General features: G+C 59.9%; 17 protein-coding genes. 3 read left to right on the top strand and 14 right to left on the bottom strand.

What is annotated here, in order from left to right; all coding sequences use genetic code 11:
- Positions 1-102: 102 nt before the first annotated feature.
- From ACT6QH_RS03990 to ACT6QH_RS03965, 6 genes are all read right to left on the bottom strand, one after another.
- On the bottom strand, positions 103-744 hold the full coding sequence (locus ACT6QH_RS03990) for a TRAP transporter small permease subunit (RefSeq protein ID WP_444973515.1): 642 nt from the start codon (positions 742-744) through the stop codon (positions 103-105).
- 336 nt (positions 745-1,080) lie between these two features.
- Positions 1,081-1,743, bottom strand: a complete 663-nt coding sequence (locus tag ACT6QH_RS03985; protein ID WP_444973514.1) for a hypothetical protein — start codon at positions 1,741-1,743, stop codon at positions 1,081-1,083.
- Positions 1,744-1,779: 36 nt separating this feature from the next.
- On the bottom strand, positions 1,780-2,838 hold the full coding sequence (locus ACT6QH_RS03980) for an RluA family pseudouridine synthase (RefSeq protein ID WP_444973513.1): 1,059 nt from the start codon (positions 2,836-2,838) through the stop codon (positions 1,780-1,782).
- A gap of 103 nt (positions 2,839-2,941) precedes the next feature.
- The gene (gene crcB, locus ACT6QH_RS03975; RefSeq protein WP_444973512.1) at positions 2,942-3,343 is read right to left on the bottom strand and encodes a fluoride efflux transporter CrcB; all 402 of its coding nucleotides are present in this window, start codon (positions 3,341-3,343) and stop codon (positions 2,942-2,944) included.
- 52 nt (positions 3,344-3,395) lie between these two features.
- Positions 3,396-5,438 (bottom strand): acyltransferase family protein, encoded by a 2,043-nt coding sequence (locus tag ACT6QH_RS03970; RefSeq protein WP_444973511.1) that lies wholly within the window; start codon positions 5,436-5,438, stop codon positions 3,396-3,398.
- A 141-nt stretch (positions 5,439-5,579) separates the two neighbouring features.
- Positions 5,580-5,816 carry an Lrp/AsnC ligand binding domain-containing protein gene (locus ACT6QH_RS03965; RefSeq protein ID WP_444973510.1) on the bottom strand — a complete coding sequence of 79 codons (237 nt, stop codon included), beginning with the start codon at positions 5,814-5,816 and terminating at the stop codon, positions 5,580-5,582.
- Between the two features lie 222 nt (positions 5,817-6,038).
- Between ACT6QH_RS03965 and thiD the strand changes: the two genes are divergently transcribed.
- Together thiD and ACT6QH_RS03955 are read left to right on the top strand one after the other, a co-directional pair.
- Complete coding sequence (gene thiD / locus ACT6QH_RS03960; RefSeq protein WP_444973509.1) at positions 6,039-6,869, top strand: bifunctional hydroxymethylpyrimidine kinase/phosphomethylpyrimidine kinase; 831 nt, start codon at positions 6,039-6,041, stop codon at positions 6,867-6,869.
- Positions 6,870-6,933: 64 nt separating this feature from the next.
- Positions 6,934-7,548 (top strand): helix-turn-helix domain-containing protein, encoded by a 615-nt coding sequence (locus ACT6QH_RS03955; protein ID WP_444973508.1) that lies wholly within the window; start codon positions 6,934-6,936, stop codon positions 7,546-7,548.
- 70 nt (positions 7,549-7,618) lie between these two features.
- On the opposite strand, the gene ACT6QH_RS03950 is transcribed toward ACT6QH_RS03955, so the two are convergent.
- The 7 genes from ACT6QH_RS03950 to ACT6QH_RS03920 form a co-directional block, all read right to left on the bottom strand.
- Complete coding sequence (locus ACT6QH_RS03950; RefSeq protein ID WP_444973507.1) at positions 7,619-9,268, bottom strand: Na+/H+ antiporter; 1,650 nt, start codon at positions 9,266-9,268, stop codon at positions 7,619-7,621.
- Positions 9,269-9,490: 222 nt separating this feature from the next.
- Entirely contained in the window at positions 9,491-10,279 is a 789-nt protein-coding gene (locus ACT6QH_RS03945; protein ID WP_444973506.1) for an enoyl-CoA hydratase/isomerase family protein, read from the bottom strand.
- 6 nt (positions 10,280-10,285) lie between these two features.
- Positions 10,286-10,960, bottom strand: a complete 675-nt coding sequence (locus tag ACT6QH_RS03940) for a cysteine dioxygenase family protein (protein ID WP_444973505.1) — start codon at positions 10,958-10,960, stop codon at positions 10,286-10,288.
- The gene (locus tag ACT6QH_RS03935) at positions 10,960-12,159 is read right to left on the bottom strand and encodes a CaiB/BaiF CoA transferase family protein (RefSeq protein WP_444973504.1); all 1,200 of its coding nucleotides are present in this window, start codon (positions 12,157-12,159) and stop codon (positions 10,960-10,962) included. The genes ACT6QH_RS03940 and ACT6QH_RS03935 overlap by 1 nt, the downstream gene beginning before the upstream one ends.
- Positions 12,160-12,271: 112 nt before the next feature.
- The gene (locus ACT6QH_RS03930) at positions 12,272-13,075 is read right to left on the bottom strand and encodes an IclR family transcriptional regulator (protein WP_444973503.1); all 804 of its coding nucleotides are present in this window, start codon (positions 13,073-13,075) and stop codon (positions 12,272-12,274) included.
- 63 nt (positions 13,076-13,138) lie between these two features.
- Complete coding sequence (locus ACT6QH_RS03925) at positions 13,139-14,092, bottom strand: glycine reductase (protein ID WP_444973502.1); 954 nt, start codon at positions 14,090-14,092, stop codon at positions 13,139-13,141.
- Positions 14,093-14,643: 551 nt separating this feature from the next.
- Positions 14,644-15,081, bottom strand: a complete 438-nt coding sequence (locus ACT6QH_RS03920; RefSeq protein ID WP_444973501.1) for a DUF1489 family protein — start codon at positions 15,079-15,081, stop codon at positions 14,644-14,646.
- 761 nt (positions 15,082-15,842) lie between these two features.
- On the opposite strand from ACT6QH_RS03920, the gene ACT6QH_RS03915 reads away from it, so the two are divergent.
- Positions 15,843-16,130 carry a DUF3253 domain-containing protein gene (locus ACT6QH_RS03915; protein ID WP_444973500.1) on the top strand — a complete coding sequence of 96 codons (288 nt, stop codon included), beginning with the start codon at positions 15,843-15,845 and terminating at the stop codon, positions 16,128-16,130.
- Positions 16,131-16,171: 41 nt separating this feature from the next.
- Here the strand turns inward: ACT6QH_RS03915 and ACT6QH_RS03910 are convergent, their stop codons facing one another.
- Entirely contained in the window at positions 16,172-16,975 is an 804-nt protein-coding gene (locus ACT6QH_RS03910) for a YdcF family protein (RefSeq protein WP_444973499.1), read from the bottom strand.
- Between the last annotated feature and the right edge of the window lie 34 nt (positions 16,976-17,009).

Raw genomic sequence — 17,009 nt, 5'->3', positions numbered from 1 at the left:
TCAGGCAGAAAGGCGACCAGCGCCACGGCAAGGGTCATCACCAGCGCCATACGGGGAGCCGGCGCCCGGCGCATGAGAGAGATCATTGTCACGGTCGTCCTCTCAGCGCTGTGCGGAAGCGCCATCGCTTCCACTCTCGGTTGCAGCCCCGCTATGGGGGCCATCCACCGCAGCTCCCATCAACCTCTCCGCCTCCACATCCAGCGCAGGCTCGCCGCCCTCCGGCCCTCGCGGATCTTCCATATGACCAGTGATGACGGCCACGCGCTTGATCAGTTCAGAGAAGGTTTGCAGCGTTAGCAGGAGAAAGCCGACAGGAATAAGCAACTTGGCCGGCCATTGCGGCAACCCGCCCACATTCAGGGATTGCTCATTAATATCCCAGGAGGTGATGAAGAAGGGCACCGAGGTCCACAGGATCAGCAGGGAGAAAGGCAGCAGGAAAAAGAGATGGCCGAAAATATCAATGCCATCACGGGTGCGCTTGCTGAAATGGCTGTTCAGAATATCAATGCGGATGTGCTCATTGTCCCGCAATGTCCACGAGGCGCAGAGCAGGAAAACGGCCGAAAACAGCACCCATTGCAGTTCCAGCCAGCTATTGGAGCTGACATCGAACAGCTTGCGCACAATAGCATTGATAGCCGAAACGAAAATGGCGACCAGAATGAGCCAGGCCGAGAGTTTGCCGATGCGGGCATTGAGGGCATCAATACCGCGCGCCAACGCGATCAGGGGTTTCATCAAACCTTATTTCCCTTGGGCGTCCCGCAAACAGCAACCATATTCATGCACGCCATGCCCAGCCGAAAAACCGATTGGGCAAAGTGCAAAACCGGCCTGCCATTCACCTTGCCCCTGACTTTGCCACAGCAAGGTGCGCCACGTTCAGGACAAGGGGAAACATGCAGCCCGGAGCAGACTCATCAAGCCATTCGCATCAGCGCCTTGTTCAGGCTGCACCATAGGCAAAGACGAGCGTTCTTCAAGAGTTTGAGCGGGCTTCGCCTCTGATTTCCATGCAGAGCAGCCCCACAATCTCGTTAGGGCCGCCTGCGGAGCCCTCAAATCCAGCCGACCTTAGGGTTGCGTCGCACCCACCTTCCGCCATGGCGGGGAGCCGATCAGGGCCGGTCCGAATGAAAAGTCAGCCTGCGCCCCGTTCCAGCGCAACCACACGCCGCGCCCCGCAGCGGGCGCATCATGCAGACACCACACCTGAAGATCCGCACCCTGTTGCGGCAGCAGAAAGCCCATGGGGCGAAAAGGCGCATCTTCCGGCAGCTGATCTTTCGCAGGTGGCGGAAGCTTGCACAACGATACGGAGGCATCAGGCACAGTCTGCGGCGTCACCAGATTCCAGCGCCCGGAAGCTTTTGAGTAAAAGCGCAAGCGACCCAGAACCGGCACGCCCTTCTCGACCTGACGTTCACTCAGGCCCAGAAGCGGAGCGCCCTCATCATCCAGCCACAGGGCCAGTTCGATCACATCTTCCCAGCCCCCTCCGCGCTGGCGTGTGATGCGCAGAAAATCATGCCCGGCATCATGCAGCACATTCACGGCCAGCGCTTCTGGCAGCCCCTCCGCAGCCTGCGGCAACTCATAGGAAGGAACGGCAATGGGCTGGGCCAGCTTCAGTTCCTCATACAGATCCACCACATCTTCCGCCCGCACCGGGCTTGAAAGAAGGATCGCAAGAAACAGGAGCAACCCGGCGCACAGGCAGCCTGTGCGCCGGATCAAGAAACGCCACCTAAAATGCCGCACAAGCTGCATCCCTCAGCCCTCCGGGGCCTCCAGAATGGGGTCATACTGGCTGGCGTCAAAACCCAGAACGGCAAAGGATTGCGCCATATGAGGCGGCAGCGGCGCAGAAACGTCGATCATGCCTTCGCCACGAGGGTGGGGAATGACGATGCGCCGGGCCAACAGATGTAGCTTATTCTGCAAGCCGCCCGGCAGTTCCCAGTTCTCAATGTTGAAATATTTCGGGTCACCCAGAATCGGATGGCCAATATGCGCCAGATGCGCGCGCAACTGGTGGGTGCGGCCCGTCACCGGCTTCAGCGACAGCCAGCTCATTTTCTGGGCGGCCTGATCCACCACGGCATAATAGGTGATGGCGTGGCTGGCATCGTCCTCCCCATGGCGGGCGACGCGCATCCGCTCCTCGCCTTCGTCCCGCGCCAGATAGGTGGAGATACGCCCCTGCCGGGGCTTGGGCACATGCGGCACCACAGCCCAATATACCTTGCGCGCCGCCCGAGAGCGGAAGCTCTTGGCCAGAGTGGAAGCGGCAAGACGGGTCTTGGCGATCAGCAGGCACCCACAGGTGTCCTTGTCGATGCGATGAACAAGGCGCGGGCGCTGTCCGTCCTTGTCGCGCATGGTCTCAAGCAGCTTGTCGACATGACGATAAGTGCCGGAGCCCCCTTGCACGGCTAGGCCGAAGGGCTTGTTCAGCACCATTACATCCTTGTCTTCATACAGGATGAGTGATCGCAGAAAAGCCAGATCCTCACTCTCGCCCCGGCTGCCCCGCAACATGCCGGGGGCCTGGCCAGCGCCCCCCTTGCCAGAGGCACCTGCCCCGACCGCCGCACCCTTGCCGGCCGAGGCATTGCTTTCAACCTCTCCCCCCAGCGGCGGAATGCGCACACTCTGCCCGCTCTCCAGCCGGGTGGAGGTCTTGATCCGCCCACCATCCACACGCACCTGTCCGGTGCGCGCCAGCTTCTGTAGATGGCCAAAAGACAGATCCGGATAATGCAGCTTGAACCAACGATCCAGGCGCATGCCCGTCTCGTCTTCAGCCACCGTCTTCAACTCGACCGCCATGAGCGGAACATCCTCGTGCGAGAAATTCAGATTTTGCCAGAGCAATAGAGCATGAGGGCCGCCACGTCACGCCGCAGAAAGACTTTCCCGCCCTGCCCTGTGCTCATGCCCCGCCGACCAGCCCCCGCATAAGGGCGAGAGCCAGGAAAATAGCCAGCAATGACAACACCACGGAACCGACCAGATAAGCCAGAGCAACGCCCACATCACCTCTTTCAAAGAGGAACAGCGTATCCAGAGAAAACGTGGAAAAGGTGGTGTAGCCCCCCAGCAGTCCGGTCGTGAGAAACAACCGCGCATCCTGATGCCAGCCTGCCCCTTCCAGCAGACTGGCCCGAAAAGCGAAATAACCCACAGCCAGCCCCATGAGAAAGCTACCCGTGATATTCACGAACATGGTAGCGGCGGGAAAATTCGCTCCCACAAGACGCGGCAGCCACATACCAACCATATGCCGCAGCATACCGCCGAAACCCGCCCCCATGAAAACAACGAGATAACTCACAGGCACCTCTTTGAGCTGGGGTGGAACAGGAGCAGGCCGCCCCTGCACCCTGCTATTGCATGTCTGCGCCTTGCAGTCTCACACCGGCGGCCTGCACCTTCTCACGCAGTTTTTCATAGGTTTGCAGGAGAGGTGAGCCGATACGGCTGATATGATTACCATCGCTATAGAGAAACTTCCCATCCTTCACCGCATAACAGCGCTTCTCATCACAGAAGAGATCCGCCAGCGAGACGAATGAAGTTCCGTCATCTGCGGCCTTCTTCACCTGTTTCTCAAAGGTGAAATTGGCGCGCAAATTCTGCACCAGCCCTTCAGCCCGAGGAACCGAGAAACAGAAAGAGCTGTCACGCCCGGCATATTCATTGCGCAGCACGCATTCCACCGGGTCTCGCTCGAACTCAGGCCCCTGCCCAACCACCAGCACATTGGCCCCATAGCTGCGCAGCTTGGCGATGGTCTGCTCCAGCGCCCATGCAAAGGCCGCGCGACTTCCATCCGCACTGGGGGCTTCACTGCCCGGCAGATCGGCCGAAACCAAAGCCACATTCCGCTGGGAGAATTGCGTCCACAAAGACCACCGCCCCACAAGGATGACGAGGCGCGGCCGCGCTTTCTCCACCTGCTGCATCACTGCATTATTGAAGATCGCGCACCCTTCGCCCTGCTCTTCCCGCACTACCGGGCGCACTCCGATCAAAGGTGGACAACCCGCATATGTCAGCAGGCGAACCGTCAGCCCATCTTCCGCGATCAGTTCCGACAAGCCGCGGAAAGATGATGCCGCATGGGAATCTCCCCACACCAGAACATCGAAATGCGTGGTGCCGGCATCCGGCCCCAGCGAGCAACTGCGGCCTCCCGCGTTGAAGATGTGCTTCGGATCATCCTTGCAACGGCCAGGCTCCTCCGGGATCAGACGGCGCGCCAAAAGGGCATTCGCCTCCCGACCAAAGGGAGAAAGCGGCCAGACGATACCCTCGGCCCGCTCCATGGCGCGCGCGCCTGTGAAAGTAAGCGCAATCAGGCCCGCCGCACAGGCGAAACGCAGGGAGCGGCGCCCCAGAAACATCGCCGGTTTGCGCAGCGGCATTTCCACATAACGCCACGACACATACGAAAGCACAACAGCCGCAGCCAGTAGAAGGCCGGCTTCCAGATCGCTCGGCGCGCGCCCCTTATAGACATAGGCCATGGCCAGAAGGGGCCAGTGCCACAGATAGAGCGAATAGGACATGCGCCCCACCTGCACCACACCCTTGAGGCTGAGCAGGCGGCCCACGGCCAGATCAGAAGCACAACCACCGGCATAGATAACAAGCGCCGTGCCCAGCACCGGAGGCAGAGCCGCAACACCCGGAAACGGCGTACTGCGCGCATAGATGAACACCGGCGCCAGAATGGCCAAAAGCCCGATGCCCCCCAGAAGGGAGGCCACGCGCCGCCCCGCCTTCGGCAGCGGTGCAATGGCCACAAGCCCGCCGACCAGAAATTCCCATACGCGGGAAGTCAGCAGATAAAAGGCGCGCCGCGCATCTTCCCCCAGCTCCATCTGGGCGTGAATAAGTGATGCCAGCCCGATCAACACCAGCGCGCTCACAGTCACCCAGCGCGGCGTGAACCGCGCCAGCAGGAACAGCACCAGCGGAAATACGATGTAAAACTGTTCTTCAATCGCCAGAGACCACAGATGCAGCAGCGGCATGGTTTCCGCCGTGGGGGCGAAATAGGATTGCAACTGCATGAAATGGATATTGGCGTAGAATAATACAGCCGGCCCCAAAGAAGCGGCATATTCTTCCATCTGCGCCGGAAGCAGCAGGAAAAAAGCGGCCAGCGTTGTGGTGGCCAGCACAACGAACAAGACCGGCAAAATGCGCCTCACGCGCCGATCATAAAAATCCACCAGCGAGAAGCGCCCCTCCAGCATCTCCCGATAGATGATGGAGGTGATGAGATAGCCTGAGATAACGAAGAAAACATCCACGCCAATGAAGCCGCCCGAAAAAGGGGCAAACCCGGCGTGAAACAGCAGCACGCTACCGACAGCGATGGCCCGCAGGCCGTCAATGTCAGGCCTGTAGGCCAGACTCATTCGCATTCCCCTGATGGCTCTGGTGCCGATAGACCCTTCTGGCGCATACGGCAGCGTGCACAGCAATAGCCGTGCTCTGGCGACACGGCAATGCCCGCCAGAGCGTTCCGCCAGCCCTGAGGCTCCACAGAAGAGGCCGCTTCAGAAGGCCTTGTGAGTGATGATGGTATGTGTATCCCGAATGCCGGGAATAACCTGCAACTTCTGGTTCACGAACTGGCCGATATCCGTGCCCGGCTCCACATAGAATTTCACCAGCAGGTCATAATCACCCGCAGTGGAATAGATTTCCGAAGCAATTTCCGCATCGGCAATCATGTCCGCCACTTCATAAGCCTTGCCGAGCTGACACTTGATCTGGACAAAGAAAGGGATCACGACACTCTCCTAACGATCAGCGCGCAGGGTGAACAAATGCACCCGTCCGCGCAAGAGCCTGCCGGGCAAGAGCTCTTTTCAGCCCGCGAGCAAGCATCGGCGGCGGCCCGGCGCAGAACATGGCCTTGCCGCTTCACCCATGCCATAACATGCTGAACATGAGAACATTCTACAGGCCCATCTGCGTGCCTGTCGTGAACTGCAAGATGAAGGAACGCATTCGTGTCTGCATCTGCCGCCCCTATCGCCCTCACCATTGCCGGTTCCGATTCCAGCGGAGGGGCAGGCATTCAGGCCGACCTGAAAACCTTTTCCGCCCTTGGCGTTTATGGCGCCAGCGTCATCACAGCCCTCACGGCACAAAACACGCTGGGTGTCACGGCCATTCATGATGTGCCAGATGCTTTCATCGCCGCACAGATGGATGCCGTCTTTACTGATCTGGATGTGAAGGCCGTGAAGATAGGAATGCTTTCACGCCCGGACGCCATTCGCGCCGTGGAATCAGGGCTGGCCCGCCACAAGGCACACACCGTGGTGCTGGACCCTGTAATGGTGGCGGCCTCCGGCGCAAAACTGTTGACAGATGATGCCGTGGCCACGCTGAAAGCGCATCTGCTACCCCGCGCCACCCTGCTCACCCCGAATCTGCCGGAAGCCGCGGCCCTGTTGGCTTGCGATCCTGCGACGACCGAAGCCGAAATGACCCGCCAGGGTGAAGCCCTCATGAAGCTTGGCCCGGAAGCCGTGCTGATGAAGGGAGGGCATGGTGAAGGCGCCGAGAGCGTGGATATTCTCATCAGCTCTAGTGGCCTCACCCGCCTGCCCGCACCACGACATGCCACCCGCAATACGCATGGCACCGGCTGCACCCTGTCTTCAGCCATTGCCACAGGGCTGGCGCGGGGCCTGGCGCTGGAAGAGGCCGTGGCGCAAGCCAAGGCCTATATCAATGGTGCAATCGCGGTGGCCGATACGCTGCATATCGGCCATGGGCATGGCCCGGTTCACCATTTTCATGCCCTCTGGCCCCTGCTCGCATCCCCTCGGTAAAGCTCTGGCCAAGCCCCGCCATGTCCGGTAAAGCGAACGCTTGTCCGGTGAAAGGTTCAGTATCATGGCAGCAAAAGACCGCGGTGGAAGCACGCTGGAAACCGGAGCGCAGGTTCTGGCCGGGCAACTGGGCAAAACCATTCAGCGGCTGCGCAAGGCGTATAACCTCTCCCTCGCAGAGCTGGCCGAGCAATCCGGCGTGGCCAAATCCATCATCAGCCAGATCGAGCGGAACGAAACCAACCCCACCCTCGCCACCATCTGGCGGCTCTCCCAGGCGCTGGACATGTCCGTCGAACGAGTTCTGGCCTCCGGCGATGATACGCCCTTCATCGAGAAGATCACCCGCCCGGAAACCCCCATGCTCGTCTCCGAAGACGGGCGCATGCGGCTCTCCATCATCGGCTGGATCAAGACGGTCGAATGGCTGCAATATTATGACCTGCATGCAGATCCCGGAGGAGAGCTGGATTCCGAAGGCCACCAGCGCGGCTCGGTCGAATGCCTCACCGTTCTTTCCGGCGCGCTGGATGTCGAGATCGGCGACCAGACGGAAACCGTGAAGGCCGGCGAAACCCTGCGCTATCGTTGTGACCAGCGCCATATTCTGCGCAATAACGGCACCGAGCCGGCCCATGCCTTCATGGTGTGCCTGCTGAAAGCCGCCGTTCTGGATTGAACCCATGTGAAACGGGGCGAGCGCATCGCACCTGCCCCGTTTCAAGCCATGTTCAAAACAAAACCCGCCCTCAATGATGATGGTCACCGCCAAGGAAGCGGGTCTCGAACAGATCAATATCCTTAATCAGCTTACGCGCGGCATCATCCGGCAACTGTCGGGCGCGGGCGAGACGGAAGATCTCCTCCCGCTCAGCCGTTATGGCAGCTTTCAGCAAGGCGGCGCGGGCAAGACGCGCACGGGCGCTGTCTTCCACATCCCCTCCGCTGATCGTCTTTTCCTCCAGCCGGTTCCGGTAAAAATCCAGAATCTGGAGGCTTTGGCGGGTCCAGATATCCTCATCAATCGTGTCCTGAACACTCATGATGCTGTTTTCGATGGCCCGGATCGCCGCCTCTGCTGAAAGCACCTGTGCGCGATCGATACGCGCCTCCCTGTCCCCGCCCTCATCCAGTTGCAGCTTTGGAAGCAGCACAGGCAACGCGACGCTGGCCGCCACGAGCGAAACGAGAATGACACCCGCCGCCAGCAAAATGGCCAGATCACGTGCTGGGAAGGGCGAACCATCCGGCAGCAGGAATGGCAGGGTCATGATACCTGCCAACGTAATGGTACCCCGCGCGCCCGCCAAAGTGAGTACGGCTGTCATACGCCAGGTTTGCCACGCCTTGGCCTGCCCGCGCCGGCGCGCATTCGCCAGCGTCAGCAGCAGCGAGATCTTCACCCAGATGAAACGGGCCAGCGCCAGAACGGCCGTAATGGCCACCACATAGAAAATGATCCATAGCGGATCGCGATGGCCGGTTGCCTGTACGATTTCGGCCGAGCTGGAAATGAGCCGCGGAAGTTGCTCACCCAACAGAATGAAGGTTGCGCCGCTGGCCGTAAAGTAGATGGCATCCCACACCGCCTTGCGATGAATGCGGGTGATGGCCAGATCGCGGTCCGCATGTTCAGCCACGCTCATGGTAATGCCGGAGGCCACGGCTGCCAGGATGCCCGAGGCATGGATATGCTCGGCAATCATGTAGGCCACAAAGGGAATGAGAATGCTGGTAAGGATCTGCGCGCCGGTATTATGACCCAGCCGACGCGTAATCATGCTCTTGCTGAAATTGATGACCAGCGTGGTGGCGACACCGGCCACAATGCCGGCAATGGCCAACCAGGCAAATGTTTCCGAGGCATCCACCAGGGAAAAAGCGCCTGTCAGCACGGCAGCCACGGCAAACTTCATGGCCACCAGACCTGACGCATCATTCAACAGGGATTCCCCCTCCAGAATGTGCATGATCTTCTTTGGTACCGGGGTTTTGGAGGCAATGGCCGAAACCGCCACCGGATCTGTCGGCGAAACAATGGCTGCCAGCGCGAAGGCCACACCCAGCGGCATGGACGGGATCATCCAGTTGATGAACAAGCCGGCCCCCAGCACGGTGCAGATCACCAGTCCCAGCGCAAGGGAAACGATGATGGCCTTGTCCTTCAGCAACTCCTCATTGGGAATGCGCCAGCCATCCAGAAACAGCAGGGGAGGAATGAAGAGCAGGAAGAAAAGATGCGGTTCCAGCTCAATGGTATAGGGCGTTGTCAGGCTGATGAGGACACCCAGCACCGTCTGAATGAGCGGTGCCGGCACGGCAAAAGGAATAAGACGCTCAATAATCGTGCCGACCACGATGGCGGCCAGAACGATGAGCGCGAGGGTCAAGGTCTCCATCGGTACCCACATCATGTTGATAAAAAGCTTTTCGCGCAAAAGTCCCCCGCGCGAAAAGCTTCAGATCTTCACACAGAAGCAGAACCGGGCTTCTCTCTCAACTCACACATCCGCATAGCCGGTATAAAAGTACATCCGGCACAAAACCGTGGCAAAGCTGCCGCAGGCACGCGAACATGGACGTGAACGCTGCCGGATGCGTCTTCATGCGGGCTAACGATCTCAGCTTGTCGCACGCCCCCTGCTCTCCGCACGGGCGGCCTCCACAGCGGCGCGATACGCCTCGATCCGCGCCTTCAAACCCGGTCGCGCGGCAGAGCGCACCAATGCCGCCAGATCCGTGTCGGATGCCTTGTCATCCAGCGCGCCGCGCAACTGAGCGAAAGTTGCCATCTCAACGACGAGGGGGCCCATCTGTGTCCACAGGGCCTCATCCTCAGGTGCGGCCCCCTCCGGTAACAGAGCGGTCGCCAACCCGCAGGCCATGGCATCCGTAGCTTTCAGCATCTGCCCCTGTGAAACCGCAAGAATGGCCTTGTCCGCGCCAATCCGTGTGGCCAACCGCCTTGTGCCCAGCACCAGACCGAACCGCGCGCCGGGAAAGGTCATGCTCGCCTCGTGAGCCAGCAGACGATGGTCACAGGCCACCATGAGATCAGCCCCTGCCCCTGTCACCCGGCCCTGTCCGATGGCGATGGTTCGCCGGGGCAGACGCCACAAGGCATCCAGCAACATTTCAATGCGGACCATGCGCGCCAGAAGCGAGGCGTCGGTTTCATTGGCCAGATCAGACAGATCGAAGCCGGAACAGAAATGCCGCCCCTGCCCCCGCAGCACCAGTGTGTGAATGTCCGGGTTCCGGCTCACATCCTCCAGCATGGGCAGCATGGCTTCCACCATGGCGCTGGAGAGCGCATTGCCTCGGGCCGGGCGATTGAGCGTCACCACCGCAAAGCCTTCCGAAACCTGAAGCAGGCAGGGCGGAGCAACAGATTCAGCATATGTGTTCATCTGGCCTCACACCTCCAGAAGTGCACGGATCTGTGCCGATCGGTCCCACAGATTGGGCGTCATCTCGGCGGAATAACCGGAAACGAAGGCTTTGGCGGCTCCGGTTTCCCGGTCAAACACATGGCGATGGATTGCGCCAATATTGCCCCCATAAACATGGATGCTGATGGAAGACCGATCATCAAAGGCGTTACTGACAGCATGAATATCGCCAATGGAGGGGGACACCATGGCCACCTCGCCGGCGCGCAGCAATTCCACCTCGCCGTTCGGCTTCATCTGCCCATTCTCATGAACATAGTTCAGCGCCCGCTCTGCGCCCCGCAACACACCCACCAGCCCCCAGACTGTATGGTCATGCACCGGGGTCTCCTGCCCCGGCCCCCAGACAAAGCTGACGACACAGAAGCGCTCATAAGGGTCAGAATGCAGCAGATATTGCTGGTAGAATTGCGGATGAGGCTGGGCGAAGCGCTCCGGCAACCAGTCATCCTGCGCCACCAGGCGAGCCAGCAGGGCTTCCCCCTCACGCAGAATATCAGGCTCGCGGTTGGTGCGTTCCACGAGGCGGGTCATCTCCACGACGAAATTGCGCAGAGGTGCGACCGGATCGCCAATCAACGTGCCGGAAGCTCCATTCCCTGCCCCCGCCATCACCGAAGAAGATGTGCCACGGGCCATCACACGACCTCCTCTCGGTCTGCGGCTACAGCGCTCGCATCTGTGACATGGGCGCGCAACTCAGCCTCATGCTCGTTCAGAGCAGGAGAACGGGTATCGACCGGCACTGGCGCACCATTGATCCAGACCGGGCACCCCACTGTACGAGAGCTGGTGCCGCCCGGCATTTCCATAGGCTGAACCAGTCCCAGATAATCGGCCTGCGGGTCCGAGAGCGCAGAGGCATAATCATTGATGGGGGCACAGGGCACACCTGCGTCAGCGAAACGGGCTAGCCACTCTGCGGCATCCGCCATAGCGAATTTTTCTTCCAGAAGAGCCTTCAGCTCCGTCTGATGGCTGGCACGCAGTGTATTTGTGGTGAAGCGAGGATCATCCAACAACTCACGCACCCCCGTCACATCGCACACGGTCTCCCACAGCCGGTTATTGCCAGCCGCAAGGGCAAACCAGCCATCACGCGCACGAAAAGCCTCATAGGGCGCATTGCGCGGATGGGCCGAACCCAGCTTGCGGGGGTTATGCCCGGTGCCGAAATATTCACTGGTCTGCAACGCGCCGATCGCCAGCGTGGTGGAAAACATCGGCACATCAATATGCCCGCCCGGACCACCGGAACGGACCCGCGTGAGCATGGCCGAGATGCTGAAGGCCGCATAAAGCCCGGCTGTAAAGTCAGACACGGGCACCCCACATTTCACCGGCGCGCCACCCGCCTCACCTGTCACCCCCATCACGCCGCCGGCAGCCTGAATGGTGAGGTCAAACCCACCCTCACGGGCGCGCGGGCCACTCTGCCCATAGGCCGAGATGGAGCAATAGACCAGAGACGGCTTGTGCTCTCGCGCCCAGCTCCAACCGAGCCCCAGGCGCTCCATCACGCCAGGCCGGTTATTCTCCACCAGCACATCGGATTCCAGCACCAGCGCGCGGGCGATGTCCCGGTCTGCCGGGTCTTTCAGATCCAGAACGATCGACTTTTTGCCCCGGTTGAGCGAGGCGAAATTCTCGGAAAAGCCCCCGCGAATGGGCGGCCATGCGCGCAGGCCATCGCCGGCGGCCGGCTCGATCTTGATGACATCGGCCCCGTAATCCGCCAGCAACATGCCGCAGAAAGGCCCCGCAGCCACCTGGCAAAATTCCACCACGCGCACACCGCGCAGAAGATCTGAAGAATGCAGTGTGGAACTATCGAGCATGAGCTTTCCCTCTGTTTGTCTTGCTTGTTCTGTTCAGTATCTGACGGAAGCCTCAGGGCAGAAGAAAACAGGCCCTGCCTTCAGTTTACGCAGGGCATCTGGCTATCACCTGTTACGGCCTTCCTGCCCGCGCCGCCCTGCCCGCGCCCACTTGCCCGCGCCCACTTGCCTGCCCATCTCCGGCAATGGCCTGCTCCACCTCGGCTGCGGCGCGCATTACCTCCCTGCCCAGCGCCTTGAAACGGGCAGACTTGACCCGTTCCGATGGCCCGGAAAGACCGATAGCGGCCATGACCTTGCCGGACGGATCACGAATGACAGCCGCCACACCACAGACGCTCTCACGATATTCGCCACGATTTTCAGCAAAGCCCTGATCGCGAATGCGCGCCATCTCCCGAAGGAAGTCGTCCGGCACCACAATGCCCTTGGGGCTGTGGCGCTCCAGCCGCGTGGACAGATCATTCAGGCGGGCATCGCTCAGCGCGCTCAGCATGGCCTTTCCAGTGGCCACACAATAGGCTGGCGCACGACCGCCCGTCTGGCTGTAGGCCCGTACAGGCTGAGGGCTATCGATCTTGTGCAGATAGACGACCTCATCATTATCCAGAATCGAAAGATGCACCGTCTCCTGACAACGCAGCAGCAGGCTTTCCATGGCCGGGGTTGCCAGAGCTGGCAAATCAAGATTGGAGAACATGGCCACGCCCAGTTCCCACAAGCGGATGGAAGCCTGATAGGTGCCCGCATCGCCATTGCGCTGCACATAGCCCAGCTCAGTCAGGGCCTGTAGCAAGCGATGGGCATTACTCTTGCCGATCTCAAGCTGTGCCGCCAGTTCAGATACACCCAGCGCGCGGTCGCTATAGGCCAACGCCTCAAGCACAGCCATGCCTTTCACGAGCGTATTGTTCACAATGCCTCCACTTTCATCTCCCGACGCTTCCCCGCCTACCCCTCGCAAGAGCCCCCAAGGACATCAGGCCACACCCTCAACAAAGAGGGTTTCTTCACGGATCTTGCGGGCCAGCAGGCGGGCCTCCTCGGCCTCAGCCTTCAGGCGCTCCACCTCTTCAGATGTGCGGCGTGCAAGGTTGCAGTAATCGAGCTTCCATTCGGCGCTCTCGCTCCAGCGCAAGGGAGATTGCAGCGTGGTGCGCGGGCCCGGAGCGCTTTCCAGAAGGCGCAAGGCCCATTCCAGGGTTTCGGACTGACTTTGCGGATCATGCGGACGACCGGCCCCATTACCGAGCGGAAAATCCGAGAACATCAGGCGTGGAACACCGCAATATTCAACAATATCCTTGGCACACCCCATGATGACGGTGGCGATGCCATGGGCTTCCAGATGGCGCGCAATCAGGCTCAGTGTCTGGTGGCAGATGGGGCAATTGGGAATGAGCAGAGCCACATCCACCCCATCTTCCTGGCATCGGGCCAGAATATCCGGCGCATCCACCTTGATGGTGTGCTGCTGGCTGCGATTGGTGGGCGCACCATGAAAACGTGACGCCAGCGCACCGATCCGTCCCTGCTCCACTGCGGCACGCAGAGCGGCCATGGGGTACCAGCTCCGGGCATCTTCCATGCTGGTATGAATACGGTCGATCCCGACATGAGAGATGCGCAGATCATGCTCTCCAGCCGCATCGCCGGAATAGACCTTGTAGAACTTGGCAGCGGAATTGTAGGGCGCGCCCGGCCCTTGCGGCCCCTTGTCCGGCTGGTAGGGCGCCGCCGTGGTGATGAAGGTGAGACGGCTGAGCGCCAAAGGCTTTTGCAGTGCCTGGAAAGGCACATCAATATAATGCGCCCAGACATAGGGATTGTCATAGCCAAGCCCGAGATACCATTCACGCGTCCGCTGCATATAAGAAACGGGCCGGTCATATTCTGGCGCGAAGCCTATTCTGCTCTCTGTTTCAGACGACATTCTTCCACCCTAGCTGATCCGGGCAGACAGCCGACTGCATGCGCTGGCGGAACATTTCCGTCGCGTTCTGAAGTCACCCTGTCTGATTGATGAAGTTCGTATCAGCTCCGCGCAGACCTCATGGGGGGAGATATGAACCACCCCATCAGCAGCCATATGCGCGAGCTAACACCTAGTTTTGCCGAAACCGCTTCAAACCGTGGTGGAGAGTGCGCTTTAGAGATGAACCCATCCTGCCGGATCTCGTCATTTTTTCCTCCCATATGCCATTTCGCTTATTGTTCTATTATATGGAATGCCTATTCCATAATTTACTATTGGGATGAATGCTGGTCAACACGCTGTTTCATGCCCTGCATATGTGCATTCCAGTCGCCCAGCCACGAGCAGACCGGCCCCGCCAACACCATTGGCAGACCAGGCAAGGCAAAACATTGTCTGGAATAAACGGAGCCGCGCATGGCTAATGCGTTGCGCAGCCTGTGCGTGAGAACGGCGCGCTCTCTGGAAACAACATGAACGTCGTTCAGGTTTTGCGCGAGACAGCGTTTCTACAACAGCCCGAGAGCCATCAACTCCCGCCGCATATCTTCCGGCATATCATTGAGGCCGGATGCTGCGCCTTCCAGATCCAGCGGGGCCTCGGCAGCCTTGAGATAGCGCCAGCCTTGAAACGGACGTGAGGGGCGCGGGCGCACGCGCACCACCTCTGGTTCCAGCACCAAGGCGCAACGGCGCACTCCCTCTCCATCAACGAAGGGGCGAATATCCTGCAATTTTTGCCGGGCGGCCACCTCCCCCTTGATTACCCAATAGAGCGAGCCCCCATCCAGCAATTCGGAAACACGGCTGGGCACCATGCGCGTGACATGGGCCTGCTCATAAGATCGCCCAGCCGCATCAGCCAGAGCCTTCTCATCACGAACCCAGCCTTCCAGCTCCTCAAGGGATGGAACGCCAACACACAGCTTTATCAAATGAAGCGCCATGGCTTCCTGATAACGCCCTGCACGACCAGAGGGAAGCCATACCCGCACGAGACATGGACACACTCCCCCAAGCATCGAAGCTGGGCGAAAATGGAACAGAAAGGGGAGAGGAAGAGTTGCGGCATCAAGAATGAGAGCGGAAACCCACCACCCCGAGACACTTCGGCAATTGGCTTGAAGTGCCTGCGGGGCTCTCAATCAAGGCGGCCCGTGCCGCAACAGACGAGCCAAACCTTCAGGACAGGTCCGGGCAAGGCTCAAGGCTTCGCCCGTGACAGGTCGGAGGCGTGGCCTCCGAGGATTACATCTCGCACCGGGGCCTCCCGGCGCGCAAATGACCTACTTCACATTCAGTGCGGAGGGATCAAACCCGCCGAAGAGATAAACGACAGCGACTCCCAGAAGGAATACGGTCAACGCAGTACGCGCAACACCCCAACAGGAGCGAGCTTGGGTCGGATTCATGATGCGATTCAGCAGCTCATTTCACGAAACGCCTGCCACCCCTTGCGGAGCAGCCCGGCACCTAAGCCGTTTAAGATTTTATCAACCCTGTGGCAAGAGGGGGCAGATTGCGGCCCCATTCCCCTCCTACTCCTGCCGCAATTGGGGAGTGCCCTTCTGATCCCGAACACCCCATTGATATTGCGTAACTTTTAGACACATTCAGTGAAAATAAACCATATAGCCCCATTCTCATCGCATCTTGCGACTGTGGATAGGGGGCGAAAATTCCCTACGAAAGAATGATGACACACAGCTTGGACACACCTGATTCGCCAACCCCATCCACTGCGGATTCCGCAAATGTGGAGCAAGCCATTCTGCAACTGGCTGCGGCCTGCCCGCCCGGCCGCACCCTTGCACCCATGGATGTGGCGCAAGCCGTAGCGCCCGGAGAAAACTGGCAGCATGTCCTGCCAGAAGTGCGCCGGGTGGCCGTGGCCATGGCGCAGGCCGGTCGCCTGCTGATTTACCGCAAGGGGAAGGTCATAGATCCAGCTCAGTTCCGCGGGGTTTACCGGCTCGGCCTGCCGCGAAACGACTGAACAGAAGCAACCGCGCCACCACACTCGGCGGCGCGGCCATTTCAAGGCGCGGGAAACAGGCTCTCCGTCTTGCCTGTGAGATAATAAACAACGAGCCCGACCCATTCCTTCACGCTAAAGTCCGTGAAATTCAGGCCGGTTGCAGCGCGAGAAAAAGGCGCATTCAACTGTTCGGCGCTCACAGTGCGATAATCCACCGGGAAAGCGAGAACGGGAAAGTCCACCGCACGGAAGCACCCCACCGCACGGGGCATATGAAAGGCGCTGGTGACGAGAATCCAGTTCTCACCGGGCTGCGGCTTCAGCACTTGTTTCGCAAACAGCGCATTCTCGGCCGTATTACGGGAATGCTCTTCCATTTCCACCCGCGCCGGATCAATCCCCACAAGGCGCAGTGCCTGGCGCGTCATCTTCGCCTCCACGCCTTCCCCGCTGGGCATCAGCGCGCCACTGCCACTCACAAAAGCCAGCCGCGCCTGTGGGTAACGCCGGGCCAGCGCCACAAACATGAGAAATCTCTCGCCACCTTCCGCATAAGAAGGCTGACCACGCGCCATGGCGATTTCCGGCAGTTCCGGGCCACCCAGCACGATAATGCCGGTAATGGGGCGTCCATCATCCTGAAAGGGCGGGAAACGCTCTTCCAGCGGCGAGAGAATATAATTGGACACGGGTGAAAAACCGAACACCAGAAGACCGGCGATTCCCAGCACCATCAGCGCCCGGCCACTTCTCCTCCAGCCAGCCACAAGCAGCAGAGCAGCCAGCACCACGCACAGCACAAGCGCATTGGAAGGGGCCGCGACAAACCAGAACAGCTTGGAGAGGGTGAAGAAAGAATCCATTCAGGGCACTCCCTGGAGGTTCAGAAAGGTTTCA

It is taken from the genome of Haloleucobacter albus (assembly GCF_052492075.1).
This window is presented reverse-complemented; position numbering and strand designations above follow the sequence as displayed.